Below are 13,864 nucleotides of genomic sequence, written 5' to 3'. Positions count from 1 at the left end.
TTGCCGGCCTGGAACGATGGCGCGCCGGTTCTAGTCCGTTTTAGTGATTCGAACACCGGCCCCCAGCCCCAGACTTTGCGCACCCATCCGCCTTGCAGAGAAAGCCCCCCATGGAGTTCGCTTTTACCGAAGAACACCTGATGATTCGCGACAGTGCCGAGCGTTTTCTCGCCCAGGTCAGCGACACACACGCCGTGCGCGCCGCGATGATTCATCCGCACGCCCATGACCCCGAAGTCTGGCGACGGATCAGCCAGGAACTGTACTGGCCAGCCCTGATGGTGCCCGAGCGTTTTGGCGGCATGGGCCTGGGATTCGTGGAGCTGGCGATCCTGCTGGAACAAAGCGGTCGCTACCTGCTCGGTTCGCCACTTTTTGCCACGGCGTGCCTGGCCACGCCGGCCCTAATGCTCGGCCACAACGAGGCGGTGCAGGAACACTGGCTGGGGGCGATTGCCGCTGGCGAAACCCGCGCCACCCTGGCCTTCGCCAGCGTTCCCGGACTGCAAGCCAACAGCGTGCAAACTGTCGCCGAACCGCAGTCGGGAGGCTGGACGCTTGACGGTCAGTATGCCCAAGTCATCGATGGTGCCTCGGCCGACCTGCTGATCGTCGCCGCCCGTGCCCCCGGTTCCCGGGACGAACACGGCATCAGCCTGTTTGTCCTGTCGGCCGATACGCCGGGAGTGGTGCGCAGTCCGCTGGCCACCCTGGACCAAACTCGGCGCCTGGCTCGCATCGAATTGCATCGGGTGCAGGTTAGCGACGCACAACAACTCTGCGGCCCTGTTCACGGTTGGGCGGTGCTGCGCGACACCTTGCTGATAGCTGCCATCGGCCTCGCCGCCGAGCAGACTGGTGGAGCCCAACAGGCCCTCGATCTGACCCTGGCGTACATTGCCGAGCGTCGCCAGTTCAAACGTACCATCGCCAGTTTCCAGGCGATCAAACACCGCTGCGCCGACATGATGCTGCAAGTCGAATGCGCTCGATCGGCGGCGTACTACGCGGCCTGCGTGGCCCAGGAACGTCTGGACCCGCAGGGCGATGCGAAGGTAGCCGAAGAGCTTGCGCAAGCCGCAGCAACGGCGAAGATCCATGCCAGCGAGGCGTTTTTCCACTGCGCATCGGAGTCGATTCAGCTGCATGGCGGCGTCGGATTCACCTGGGAATACGATCCACACCTGTACTTCAAACGCGCTCGCGCCAGCGAGCAACTGCTGGGCAGCCCGGCGCTGCACCGTGAGCGCCTGGCCGCGCATCTTTTGGGAGAGCAAGCATGAAAATCGGTTTCAGTCGTGCCGACGAAGCGTTCCGCGAAGAGGTCGCCCAGTGGATGACCGAACACCTCTGTGGCGAGTTTGCGCCCTTGCGTTTTCGCGGCGGGCCGGGGGATGAGCACAGCTTTCCCGAAGAGCGCAAAGCCTGGGAACGCGAGTTGGCCGCTGGTGCCTGGATCGGCGTGGGCTGGTCCAGAGAACACGGCGGCCGTGGGCTGTCGATCAGCCAGCAGGTGATTTTCCACGAGGAATATGCCCGCGCCGGCGGCCCCGGACGCATGGGTCACATCGGCGAGGGCCTGGTCGGGCCGACGCTTGCCGCATTCGGCACGCCCGCCCAACAGCGGCGACTGTTGCCCGGCATTCTCGACGGCAGCCAGTTCTGGTGCCAGGGCTACTCGGAGCCGGGGGCGGGTTCCGACCTGGCCAATGTGCAAACCCGGGCGAAACTGGACGAAAGCGGCGAGCACTGGCTGATCACCGGGCAGAAAGTCTGGACTTCCCTGGCCCACGAAGCTGACTGGTGTTTTGTACTGGCGCGAACCGAGCCTGGCAGCCAGGGCCATCACGGTTTGTCGTTCCTGCTGGTGCCGATGGCCCAGGACAGCATCCGCGTGCAACCAATCCAGCAACTGACCGGCACCAGCGAGTTCAACGAAGTGTTCTTCGAGCAGACCGCCACCCACGCCGACAATCTGATTGGCCAACCCGGCGACGGCTGGAAGATCGCCATGGCGCTGCTGGGTTTCGAGCGCGGCGTATCGACCCTGGGCCAACAGATGCAGTTTCACAACGAACTCGACGAAATCATCCGTATCGCCCGCGCCAACGGTGCCTCCCGTGATCCGCTGTTGCGCCAGCGCATCGCCCAGGCCTGGGCCGGGCTCAAGGTACTGCGCTACAACTCGCTGCGCATGCTTTCCGGTCCGCAGGACGGCAACCTGGGGCGTGAAGCGATGATCTACAAACTGGCCTGGTCTACCTGGCACAGCGACCTGGGCAAGCTGGCCATGGATGTGCTGGGTGATGAAGCGGAAATCCTCGACGCGGCGCCGTATCAACTCAGTCGCCTGCAGTCGCTGTTCCTGTTCACCCGCGCCGATACCATCTACGGCGGCAGTAATGAAATCCAGCGCAATGTGATTGCCGAGAGAGCGTTGGGGATGCCGCGGGAGCCACGCATTACGAATTAACCACCCCGCCCTTTGTGGGAGCCTGCTCGCGATGGTCGTTAACGAATCCGCGTTTCTGCTGGATAAACGCGGTGTTCTGTCTTCCATCGCGAGCAGGCTCGCTCCCACAGTTCTGTGAGCCTGCCTGCAGTTCCCACAGTTCTGTGAGCCTGCCTGCAGTTTCAGCGCACGCGGATTTTCGGGGTGTCCGCCCCTCGGCGCAGGGTGTTGAGAAAGCCCTCCAGCGGCGCCGGTTCGGCGATCTGCGGCAAGGCGTCCTTGTCCGGCCGCTGTGCCCAGAACGCATCCCACGAAGGGAACAACTCATGAAAGCTGCCCGCGTAGGGCTCGCGACCTGGCCAACGCATTTTCAGACCGCCAATCGGTGGTTTGTTCAGGTCCGTTGCATACCAGTAGCACGGCAGGCGACGGCGAAAACACCAGCGCCCGTCGATGCGCTCGTAGTCATCCCAGTACAGCATCTGCATGATCACCCACTCGGGCCCGGTCTCATGCTCGTTCTTCGAATAAACCACGCCGGTGGCGTGATCGGCATCGCTGAACTCGATGATGTGCTGGCCCAGGTGATGGGCAGTACCGTGAAACTGCTTGCGCATGGTTTCATCCAGCCAGGCCTTGAGGTGCGCACGACCACTTTTGTCGCGACCCACGCGCACGTCCGGGGCAAAGCAGTTGGCCATGGCATCCATGTCGCGCATGTCCAGGGCCAGGGCGTATTTTCCGGCCAGTTGGCGGATCGCGTCCAGCGACTCCAGGCGGTCGATGCGCCCCAGCAAGGCGCTGCTGTCCTCGCCCATCACTCGAACACCGTGTACAGGTCGGAACCGCGTCCGCCGTCCACCGCGAGGCTGGCGCCGGTGACATACGAAGCTTCGTCGCTGGCCAGGAACAGAATCGCGTTGGCCAACTCCACCGGCAGGCCGACCCGTTTCATCGGGATGACTTTTTCGGTGTTGGCGCGCGCCTTGGCATCGCCAAGCATGCCGGCAGTGGCCGGGGTGTCGACCACGCCCGGGATGATCACATTGCAACGGATGTTGTGCGGTGCGCCTTCACTGGCCGCCGCCCGACTGAAGTTGATCACTGCGGCCTTGGCCGCCGAATAACCGGCCATCGACGCCGTGCCGAACACGCCGCAGATGGACGCGATGTTGACGATGGACCCGCCACCCTGCGCCTTCATCAACTGCATGGCGGTGCGGGTGCCCCAGAAGGTACCGTCGACGGTGGTGGCGAAGTTGGCGTGCCAGTCAGCGGTGGTCATCGAGTCGATGCCACCCCAGGTGTAGGCCATCGCATTGTTGACCAGGATGTCCAGGCGTCCGTGACGCTGCGCAGTGGTTTGCAGCGCGTCGACATAGGCCTGCTCATCGCTGACATCGGCGACGGCGATCTCGGCCTGGCCGCCCAGGGCGTGGATTTTTTCCTGCACACCTTGCAGGGGTTCAATGCGACGACCACAGAGCACCACCGTGGCGCCCTCTTCGGCGAATCGCAGGGCCGTGGCTTCACCGATGCCGGAACCGGCGCCGGTGACGAAGGCGATTTTTCCTTGCAGACGTTTGCTCATGAGTGTCTCCCTGATCAGATAAAGGCCATGCCGCCGTTGACGGCGATGTTCTGCCCGGTCATGAAACTGGCGTCTTCGCTGGCCAGGAATACCGCAACCCTGGCGATCTCGTCGGTTTCACACATGCGGCCCAAGGGCACGTTTTTCAGCAGCGCTTGCATGTAGTCATCCGGGATGCCAGCCATCATCGGCGTGTTGGTCGGCCCCGGCACCAGGGTGTTAACGCGAATGCCGCTGGCGGCCAGTTCGCGGGCGATCGAACGGGTCAGGCCCATGACGCCAGCTTTGGACGCGCAGTAGTGGCTCGGGCCGTCGCCGGTCAGCGCGGCGGTGCTGGACAGGTTGATGATTGCGCCTTTGCGTCCGCCCTTGACCATCAGCTTCGCGCCCTCACGGCAGCACAGGAACGTGCCGCCCAGGTTTACGCCGATCACTCGCGCCCAGCTCTCGTCCGGTGTGTCGAGGAAGCTGTCCAGCGCCCCCACGCCTGCGTTGTTGACCAGGATGTCGAGGCCACCGAAGTGCTGCTCGGCCTGGCCCATGGCATCGGCCACCGAAGCACCGTCAGCGACATTGCAGGCCACGGCCAGGACCTTGTGGCCCAGGTCGGCGAGGGTTTTGGCCAAAGCGGCCTGGTCCAGGTCGACCGCCACGACCCTGGCGCCTTCAGCAACGAAACCGCGAACGATGGCCTGGCCCATGCCCTGCGCTGCGCCGGTCACAAACGCCACTTTGTTGAGTAACTTCATTAGTAATCTCCAAATGAGCAAACACCTTGCGACCTGCTGCCCATGCAGTAGCGCCGCTTCCTGAATGATTAGCGGCAAGTGCCCTGGTACACATCGTCCGATGGGACTACCGCGACGTGGTCTGAACGGACGATGCCGGCATCCCCCCGCGCGCCCAGCATTGGCAAGTGCACGTCCCGTCAGGTGCAGCGTTCCCCTTCAACTCGCTGGCGCGCCTGACGCGGCAGTGCCTTACGAATCCGCAGAAAATGGAGAACCCCATGAACCAACCCGTAGACCTGCCACTGCCCGTCGGCCATTACGCCACGCTGCCCAACAACGGCTTGCGCCTGCACTACCTGGATGAGGGCACCGGCCCCGTGGTGCTATGGCTCCATGGCAGCGGGCCGGGCGCCAGTGGCTTCAGCAACTTCAAGGGCAACTACCCGCAGTTCGATGCCGCCGGGTATCGCAACATCGTGCTCGACCTGCCGGGTTTCGGCCGTTCGGACAAGCCCGAGGACGTGCAGTACAACCTGGATTTTTTCGTCGATTGCGTGGCCGCGTTCCTCGAGTCAATCGGCGTGCGCCGTTGCACGATCCTCGGTAACTCCCTCGGTGGCGCGATTGCCCTGGGCCTGGCCCTGCGTCTGCCGCAACTGCCGCAGAGCCTGATCCTGCTGGCACCGGGCGGTGTCGAGGAGCGGGAAACCTACTTCAAGATGGAAGGTATCGTGCGCATGGTCAGTCTGTTCGCCGCCGGCCCTATCGGCATGAGCGAAATGCGCAGCATGATGAGCCTGCAATTGTTCGATCCCTCGATCCTGCCGGAAAGCCTGCTGCAGGAGCGGGTGGCGGTTGCGCTACTGCAACCCAAGACGCTGTTCAGCACGATGATGGTGCAGAACATGGAAGCGCGCCTGGGCGAGATCCAGTGCCCGATTCTTGGGTTCTGGGGCAACAACGATCACTTCAATCCGGTCAGCGGTGCCCAGCGCATTATCGACGGGGCACCGAATGCGCGGTTCATTATCTTGAACCGTTGCGGGCATTGGGTGCAGGTCGAGCATCGTGAGTTGTTCAACCGTAGTTGCGTCGAGTTTCTGCAACACGGGTGAAACACTGCAGCCCTTTGCAGGAGCGAGCTTGCTCGCGAAGGACTCGAGGACAACGCGCTCATCCAGCAAACACGCGTTATCGTTAACGACCTTCGCGAGCAAGCTCGCTCCTACAGGGAGGTTAGCGCCCAGCCGCCGGCTGGCTGTTCAACTGCGCATCCCCTGGCTTACCCAGCACGCAAGACGTCCCACCAGGCGTATACATCATCGCCACACATCGGTTGCAAGCCGTGCAGATTGAATCACGGCTGGCGCCACTGGCCAGCTTGTTGACGTAGTCGTTTTCCGCCAGCAACACCCGTCCCATGGCGACCAGGTCAAATCCCTCGGCCATGATCTGCTCGATGCTCGCCAGGCTCTTCGCACCGCCCAGATAGGCCAGTGGCATCTTCACCGCCGCACGCACCTTGCGCGCATGCTCCAGCAAATACAGCTCGCGGAACTCTACCGTCGGCTCCTTGCGGCGCTGGATAGCCATGGCCAGGGCGATGATCTTGTTCTTCTGCTGCACGCGGTTCTCCTTGGGAAAGGAAGAACCAAACATGGTGGTGATTGACTCGGCGTTCATCCCGGCGCTGAGCACCAGCAAATGTGCACCCTCCTCCTCCAGCATGCGCGCAATCTGCGCCCCGTCCTCGGCGCTGTTGCCGGCTCTCACGCCCTCCGTAACGCTGTATTTGCAGATCACCGCCATTTCCTGGCCGACTGCATCGAGCACCGCACGAAGCACCCGGCGCGGAAAGCGCAGACGATTTTCCAGGCTGCCGCCGTACTGGTCTCCGCGCTTGTTGTACATCGGCGAAATGAACTGGCTCAGCAGGTAGCCGTGACCCATGTGGATTTCCACCGCATCAAAACCGGCCTGGCGGGCCAGCCGCGCGCCTTGCGCGAAGTCGCGCACGACTTGTTGCATGTCGGCTTCATTCATCGCCTGCTTGAGCAACATGCCGCTCATCAAGCCGATCTTGTTGAAGCCACCGCTGGCGGACAGCGGCCGCTTGGTCGAGCGCTCACGAATAAACGTAAAGCAGCCACCATGGGTGATCTGCGCACTGGCCAGACCACCGGCCTGATGGACGCCGTCGGTCAGGGCCTTGAAGTGCGGCAGGCTGGATGGGTTCAGGGTCAGTTGATTGGGCAATGTGCGGCCATCATCGCTGACCGCACAGTAGGCGACCGTGGTCAGGGCAATACCACCGGCCACCAGGTCCGAATGCAACCGCACCAGTTGCCTGGAGGGCACGCCTTGCACACTCATGCCCTCGTTGGTGGCGGCCTTGATAAAGCGGTTTTTCAGGGTCAGCGGGCCAATCGCGACAGGGCTGAACGGCGACGGGGTCGGACGAGGATTCATGACAGGCCTCTCTTTATTGTTATCAGGCTACAAAAGGCGGCTGCGTCGCCAGATCGCCACGCAGCCAGGATCATCAGAAGGTGTACTTGGCGTTGAGCGACAGGTAATCGCGATCCGCCAGCGAGCGGCCCTGGGCGACATCCGGCGAGCTCAGGTAGGCGACATAGGTCATGCCGACCTGGAAGTTGCCCAGGTACTTGAAGTCGCCACCGACGGTCAGGCGTTTCTCGTCGCGACCCAGCCCTTGATAGGCACTGCCGTCGAGGTTCTGCGTCCACACCACTTTGGTGCTCAGGTCCAGGCCGGTGGCGATGGACGGGTAGTCCAGGTAGGCGCCGATGCCCAGCAGCGTCGAGCCACGGGTCTGGGTCTTCGATTCGAAGTTATCGAACGTGCCGTCCACGCCAGGCCCGCCGCCGGTGATCGTCAAGCTGTCCACGCCGGCGATGTGTTGATGCACCACTTCGCCCACGAACGTGGTCTGTTGGGCGAGGATGCTGGGGCCGAGGATGTAGGAGGCGTTGAGGTTGCCTTGCCAGATTTGCCCGGTGGTCGGTGCGCCGTTGTCGAGGTAGACCGAGGCACCGTCGCGGTAGCTCAGGTCACCGGCGTACTGCACCGAGTCGCCGACTTTCGAGCTGAAACTGACGCCGGTCAACTCGACGTCCTCGAAGTAGCCCATGCGATAAGACAGCGCCTGTCCGGTGTGGCCAATACTTTTCATTGACGAATATTGGGTGGCGCCGCTGAAGTCGAAAAACAGCGAACCAACACGCTCGTTGTAGCGGTAATGGAACAGCCCGACTTCAGTGTTTTCGGTGATCCGGTAGCGCGCACCCAGGCCCCACTGACCGCTGTCGCTGGCGTCTGTCTCACCGGCATAGGCAACCGCAGCACCATTGGGCAGGCTGCGGACCGGGCCGCTGCCGAGACGGAAGAACTGCGCGCCCGGACCGAAGGTGTCGCTGCCGAAATAATCACCCACTGGGTTGAGCTGGGTCTTGTCCCACTCGTACTGGTAGTAGCCCACCAGCGCGAGATCTTCATTCAACGACCACGACGCCGAAACCTGGCCCACCGGCAGGTACGAATCCTTGGCCTCGGTACCCGGCACGTTGAACTTGGTGGCATCGACCGGCGCCTGACCCTGGCTGATGTTGGACCAGAACAGGCTCTCGCCCCAGGCCACCAGATGCCGACCGGCCTTGAGCGACAGGTACTGGGTTTCGCCCACATCGAAGTTGCCATACACATAGGCGTCAAGCAGGCGTGCGGTGCCGCCGCTGAGCTGGCGGGTCTTGTCGCTGAAACCGTCGTTGTGCCCGAGCTTGTTCACCGTGTCCGGCGAGTCGTTGGCGTTGCGCTGATGATAGGCGTCGTCATAGAAGTCACTGCCGCGCACCACCGCCCCGAGATTGTCGTGCTTGAGCTGCAGTTCGCCAAACAGGCTCAGGCGATTGTTGATTAACGAGCCGCGCTTGAAGTTACGGGTGCCGTCGTCGTTGTTGGGGTCGCCGAGGTACTGGTTCGCCTGCTTGGCGGTACGCATCGAGGCGGTGTAGTTGACCGTCAGCGACGAATCCAGCGTGGTGTTTTCCCCCAACTGAATGGTCGGCGCGGCGTAGGCCGTGGCACTGCCGACGGTGATGGCCGTGGCCAACAGTTTACGGCTGGCGATCAGGCGCCCCGACTGGCGCGCAACAGTGTTTCGCATAAACATGCTCCTCTCCTTTTTTGTTGTTTTTCACGGGTGCCGTTCATTGGCTACTGCGGCACGCAGTTCGTTTTTTGCCACCTTGCTCGACGGGTTCAGCGGCAAGGCGCTGAAGAAGCGCACCTGGCGCGGCACTTTGTAATTGGCCATCTGCTCGCGGCTCCAGGCGATCAGTTGCGCCTCGTCGAGCACTTCACCTTCGCGCAACACCACGCAGGCACAGCCGACCTCGCCCATGCGTTCATCGGCGATGCCGACCACCGCCACCTGGGCAATGGCCCGATGCCTGATCAGTGCGGCTTCTATTTCCGCCGGATAGCAGTTGAAACCGCCAACGATGAACATGTCTTTCAGGCGGTCGGTGATGATCAGGTTGCCGGCCTCGTCCAGGCGCCCGACATCACCGGTGTGCAACCAGCCTTCGCCGTCAATTGCCTCGCGGGTCGCTTGCGGGTCCTGGAAATAGCCCTGCATGATGTGAAAGCCACGCAGGCAGATTTCGCCGGTCTGCCCGGCGTGCAGTACCTGGTTTTGCGCATCGCGGATGCTCACTTCGGTGCCTGCAATCGGACGGCCGCTGGTACCGGCGATCACCTGCGCCGAGTCTTGCGGATCGCAGATCGTCGCCAGCCCACCGCATTCGGTCAGGCCATAGGCGGTGGTCACCACGGCAAACCCCAACTCGCTGCGCATGCGCTCGATCAGGCTCGGCGGAATGCTTGCCGAGCCTGTCACCGCGATGCGCAGGCTCGACAGGTCAGTCTGCTTCAGCTGCGGATGGGCCAGCAGTGACAGGTACAGCGTTGGCGCGCCGGGCAGCACGCTGATGCGCTCGCGGGCAATGCGCTGGAACACCTGTTCGGCATCGAACACCGCGTGAGGGAGGATGGTCGCTCCCCCGATCAGGCAAGTCAGCCAGCCGGCCTTGTAGCCGAAGGCATGGAAAAACGGATTGACGATCAGGTAGCGGTCGCCCGGCACCAGGCCGATGATCTTGACGTATTCGCTGAAGGCCCGCAGGTTCTGGGCATGGCCGCTCATCACCCCTTTGGGTTTGCCGGTGGTGCCGGACGTGAACAACAGATCGCACATGGCCTCAGGACCGATCGCCATGGCGCGGCGCTTGACGCTCTCGCCATCGATGGTCGCGGCGCCATACAAGAACTGGGATAACGTCAGGTCTGCGGGCAACCCGGGGGTGTCGCCATCGATAATCACCAGATGTTCAAGGCTGGCCGGGCGATGCGCGGCGAGCAGCGCCGGATAATCGGTGTCGAGAAAACGCTGTTGGATAAATAACAATCGGCAGCCGCTGCGCTCCAGCACATCGGCGGCCTCAAGGCCTTTCATGCGCGTGTTGATTGGCACCAGCACCGCCCCGGCGCACTGAATACCCAGCGCAGCGAGGATCCAGTCGCCACTGTTCGGCGCCCAGATACCGATGCGGTCGCCGGCCTCGATCCCCAGCGCCATCAAGCCCCGGGTGAACGCCATGACGCGCTCGGGCAACTGCGCGAAATCGAGGCATTCGCCGTTTTCCTCGATGGCAGTGCGCCCGGCAAAACGCTCGGCGCTGCTGAAGACCAATTGGGCCAGGGTGACAGGCGCTGCGCTCAATGGCGCGGCAAGGTTCAGGCTCTGATTCATCGTGGGCTCGGGCTCATCATTCGGGAAAGCGGATACGCAGTTGCGCGCTGGTGGGCACCGCCTGACAGGCCAGAATCCAGCCCTCGGCCAGTTCGCCCGCATCCAGCGCGTCGTTGTGCAGCAACTCGACATCGCCGCTTTCCAGCGTGCACATGCACGAGGCGCAACCGCCGACCCGGCAGGCGCTGGGTGGCTTGAGGCCGGCACGTTCCATGGCGGCCAGCACGGTTTCGCCGCTGTCGCAGGGCAATTCGAATTCTTCGCCATCCAGGCGCACCGCCAGCTGCGCAGCCATCGCTGCCTCGCTGCTGGTCACCAATGACTGCTCGCCTTCGCCGGGCAGCGAGACGAAACGCTCGACATGCACCCGCCGGTCCGGCATGCCCAGACTTCTGAGCGCGCTGACGGTCGCGTCCATGAACGAACCCGGCCCGCAAATGAATGCCTGGGCATCCATGAATGGACGTGCCAACTCGGCCAGCTGCCCGACACTCGGGATGCCCTGAACCGAATCGAGCCAATGGACGATCTGCAGACGTTGTGGATGAGCGCTGGCCAGGGACTTAAGTTCATCCTTGAAAATCACCGAGCCTTCATCGCGGTTGGCGTAGATCAACAAGACCCGACCGGTGCCGGCGAGCAACGCCGAACGCAGGATCGACAGCACCGGGGTCACGCCACTGCCGGCGCCGAACAGCAACAGATCGCCGTCGAGACTGCGCGGCACGAACACCCCGGCCGGTGGCAGCACCTCCAGGGTCTGGCCGGCCTGTAACTCTTCGCATAGCCAATTCGAAGCGCGCCCGCCTTGCACTCGCTTGACCGTGACCCGCAAGGGCTCGTCCAGCAGCGGTGTGCTGGACAACGAATAACAACGGGGCAGCCAACCGTCCTCGAACGGCACGCGCAGGGTCAGAAATTGCCCGGGTTGATAGCGAAAGCGTTCGCCCAGATGCTCCGGCACGTCGAACACCAGGGAACGCGCATCGGCGGTTTCCTCGATCACTCGCGCCACGCGCAGGGCAAGATAATTGTTCATAGGTGAGGTACTCATGACCACCTGCCCGCGCATCACGGGCAGGTGGGAACCCAAGGACTTTGAAACGGACGCCAGGGCCTCAGACATAGGGGTCCGGGTTGGGCAGACCGAGCATCACCGCGCCATAACTGCGTCCATAAGCCATGTAGTTGTTGGCGATGTGGCCGCGTGCCTGATGCAGGTCGCGGAACAGTCGGGCCACCGGGTTGGTGTTGTACAAGCCTGAGGCCGCCATGCTGCGCAGCAGGTCGTTAGCCCGTTCGGCGCAGATGTTGGTGACATAGGCCGACTGGTAGCGATACAGCAGGCGCGTCTCGGTATCCGGGTATTCGCCGGCACGGGCCAGGCTCATCAGGTGTTCGTAGTTGCGCTCCAGCACCAGGCGCAGGCTGTCGACCGTGATCATCGCTTCGGCAATCGCGGTCTGGGCTACCGGGTCTTCAGCGGTGCGCGCACCGTGCTTGCCGATATGTCTGGCGGCGTTGTCACGAAACTCGTTGATCGCACCTTGCAGGGCGCCGATCGCCGAGGTCGAGACGGCGCGCGAGAACACCTGGGCGAACGGAATGGCGTAGATCGGGTTGGTGTTGACCTGCCGCCCCGGTGTCGCTTCGAGGCTGAAGTTATTGGTACGCTGCACGCGGTGGGCCGGGACGAATACGTTCTCGACCACGATGTCGTGGCTGCCGGTGCCACGCAGGCCCATCACGTCCCAGTTGCGTTCGATCTGATAGTCGCTACGCGGCAGCAGGAAAGTGCCGTGTTCGGCAGCCAGGTCGCCATCGGGTGGCAGGATGCCGCCGAGAAACGCCCAATGGCAGTGTTCGCTGCCACTGGAGAAACCCCAGCGCCCGCTGATGACGTAACCGCCCTCCACCACCGTGACCTTGGCCGCCGGCATGTAGGTCGAGCAGATCAACGCGCTGTGGTCATCCGCCCAGACTTCGCGCTGCGCTTCAATCGGGTAACGCGCCAATTGCCAGGGGTGAACCCCCATGACGCCGTAAATCCACGCCGTGGACATGCATCCTTCGGCAAGGATGGTCTGGATTTCAAAGAAGGTGCGCGGGTCGACTTCGTAGCCACCGAACGCCCTTGGCTGCAAGGCACGCAACAAGCCGGCGGACTGCAACTCGACGATGCTCTCCACGGGCACTTTCAAGTCCTTGTCGGCCTGCGCGGTACGCGCCTTGAGTGCCGGTACCAGACGCCGTGCACGTTCCAGCAGATCACGCTCGTCCTGGGTCTTTTCTCGCAAGCTGTGCATCACTCAATTCTCCCGATCTCACTGCGCCACTGCGCGAGGTGTGATGGATCATCGGTTTGAGCGAGCAATCATTCATCGTCAAAGCGGACTAGGGGGCGCTAGTCCATTGAGACGATGCTGGCGGCAGCCCTTGCGGCGATATTGAGTGCATCGACAATCGACCCCACGGAGCAAGGGCCCATGAGTATTTTGCAGCGTTTCCAGTTGCACGGCAGCGTCGCCATCGTCACCGGCAGCGGGCGTGGCATTGGTCGGGCGATTGCCCTGGCTTATGCCGAAGCCGGCGCGGACGTGGTGTGCTCGGCGCGCTCGCTCGACGATGTACAGGCAGTGGCTGAAGAGGTTCGCGCACTGGGCCGGCGCGCCGTGGCCTTCGCCTGTGACGTCAATGATGCCGAACAGCGCCAGGCGCTGGTGCGTCACAGTGTTGAACAGCTGGGCCGTATCACTCATCTGGTCAATAACGTCGGCGGTGGCGGGCCCAATGATCCGTTGAGCATGACACCTGAAGAGTTTGCCCAGGTGCTGAACTTCAATGTCGCTACCAGCTATGCCTTCTGCCAGTTGTGCGTGCCGCTGATGCGCGAGGCCGGTGGCGGCAACATCATCAATATCAGCTCGGTAGCGGCGCGTTATGCCCAGCGTCACTTCAGCGCCTACGGTGCGGCCAAGGCCGCCCTCAGCCATCTGACCCGCTTGCTGGCCCAGGACTTCGCGCCGCAGATCCGGGTCAACGCCGTCGCACCCGGCCCGACCCTGACCGAAGCGCTCAACGGCGTGATGCCCGCCGCCATGCGCGAAGTCATGGAAGCCAACACCCCGCTCAAATGCCTGGGCACCCCGCAGGATATCGCCGCCGCTGCGCTGTATCTGGCAAGCCCCGCCTCGGCCTGGGTCACCGGCAAGATCATCGATGTCGATGGTGGCGCCGATTCATCGGTTTGGCCTGGCTGA

At 63.0% G+C, this 13,864-nt stretch carries 12 protein-coding genes; 4 read left to right on the top strand and 8 right to left on the bottom strand.

The window, feature by feature from the left end:
- Nucleotides 1–110 precede the first annotated feature (110 nt).
- Entirely contained in the window at nt 111–1,283 is a 1,173-nt protein-coding gene (locus ACYZTK_RS24600; RefSeq protein ID WP_462012200.1) for an acyl-CoA dehydrogenase family protein, read from the top strand.
- Nucleotides 1,280–2,473 carry an acyl-CoA dehydrogenase family protein gene (locus tag ACYZTK_RS24595; protein ID WP_462012199.1) on the top strand — a complete coding sequence of 398 codons (1,194 nt, stop codon included), beginning with the start codon at nt 1,280–1,282 and terminating at the stop codon, nt 2,471–2,473. Before ACYZTK_RS24600 ends, ACYZTK_RS24595 begins: the two co-directional genes overlap by 4 nt.
- A gap of 161 nt (nt 2,474–2,634) precedes the next feature.
- Here ACYZTK_RS24595 and ACYZTK_RS24590 read toward each other — a convergent pair whose 3' ends face one another.
- From ACYZTK_RS24590 to ACYZTK_RS24580, 3 genes are read right to left on the bottom strand one after another with little or no spacing between them, the layout of a single operon-like run.
- Entirely contained in the window at nt 2,635–3,270 is a 636-nt protein-coding gene (locus ACYZTK_RS24590; RefSeq protein WP_462012198.1) for a nuclear transport factor 2 family protein, read from the bottom strand.
- Entirely contained in the window at nt 3,270–4,043 is a 774-nt protein-coding gene (locus tag ACYZTK_RS24585) for an SDR family NAD(P)-dependent oxidoreductase (RefSeq protein ID WP_462012197.1), read from the bottom strand. Before ACYZTK_RS24585 ends, ACYZTK_RS24590 begins: the two co-directional genes overlap by 1 nt.
- Nucleotides 4,044–4,057: 14 nt before the next feature.
- Nucleotides 4,058–4,792: an SDR family NAD(P)-dependent oxidoreductase gene (locus ACYZTK_RS24580; protein WP_462012196.1), complete on the bottom strand. Its 735-nt coding sequence runs from the start codon at nt 4,790–4,792 to the stop codon at nt 4,058–4,060.
- Between the two features lie 260 nt (nt 4,793–5,052).
- Between ACYZTK_RS24580 and ACYZTK_RS24575 the strand changes: the two genes are divergently transcribed.
- Entirely contained in the window at nt 5,053–5,889 is an 837-nt protein-coding gene (locus ACYZTK_RS24575) for an alpha/beta fold hydrolase (RefSeq protein ID WP_462012195.1), read from the top strand.
- A 121-nt stretch (nt 5,890–6,010) separates the two neighbouring features.
- Here ACYZTK_RS24575 and ACYZTK_RS24570 read toward each other — a convergent pair whose 3' ends face one another.
- From ACYZTK_RS24570 to ACYZTK_RS24550, 5 genes are all read right to left on the bottom strand, one after another.
- Nucleotides 6,011–7,243 (bottom strand): NADH:flavin oxidoreductase, encoded by a 1,233-nt coding sequence (locus ACYZTK_RS24570; protein ID WP_462012194.1) that lies wholly within the window; start codon nt 7,241–7,243, stop codon nt 6,011–6,013.
- 73 nt (nt 7,244–7,316) lie between these two features.
- Nucleotides 7,317–8,963 (bottom strand): DUF1302 domain-containing protein, encoded by a 1,647-nt coding sequence (locus ACYZTK_RS24565; protein WP_462012193.1) that lies wholly within the window; start codon nt 8,961–8,963, stop codon nt 7,317–7,319.
- Between the two features lie 24 nt (nt 8,964–8,987).
- Nucleotides 8,988–10,604, bottom strand: a complete 1,617-nt coding sequence (locus ACYZTK_RS24560; protein WP_462012192.1) for a FadD3 family acyl-CoA ligase — start codon at nt 10,602–10,604, stop codon at nt 8,988–8,990.
- 16 nt (nt 10,605–10,620) lie between these two features.
- Nucleotides 10,621–11,643 carry a 2Fe-2S iron-sulfur cluster-binding protein gene (locus ACYZTK_RS24555; protein ID WP_462012191.1) on the bottom strand — a complete coding sequence of 341 codons (1,023 nt, stop codon included), beginning with the start codon at nt 11,641–11,643 and terminating at the stop codon, nt 10,621–10,623.
- A 79-nt stretch (nt 11,644–11,722) separates the two neighbouring features.
- The gene (locus ACYZTK_RS24550; protein ID WP_462012190.1) at nt 11,723–12,910 is read right to left on the bottom strand and encodes an acyl-CoA dehydrogenase family protein; all 1,188 of its coding nucleotides are present in this window, start codon (nt 12,908–12,910) and stop codon (nt 11,723–11,725) included.
- A gap of 180 nt (nt 12,911–13,090) precedes the next feature.
- Here ACYZTK_RS24550 and ACYZTK_RS24545 point away from each other — a divergent pair, with 180 nt between their 5' ends.
- Nucleotides 13,091–13,864: a glucose 1-dehydrogenase gene (locus ACYZTK_RS24545; RefSeq protein WP_462012189.1), complete on the top strand. Its 774-nt coding sequence runs from the start codon at nt 13,091–13,093 to the stop codon at nt 13,862–13,864.

It is taken from the genome of Pseudomonas sp. LB3P31 (genome assembly GCF_054897945.1).
Note: the sequence above shows the minus strand (reverse complement) of the source record. Positions and strands in the feature narration are given on the sequence as shown.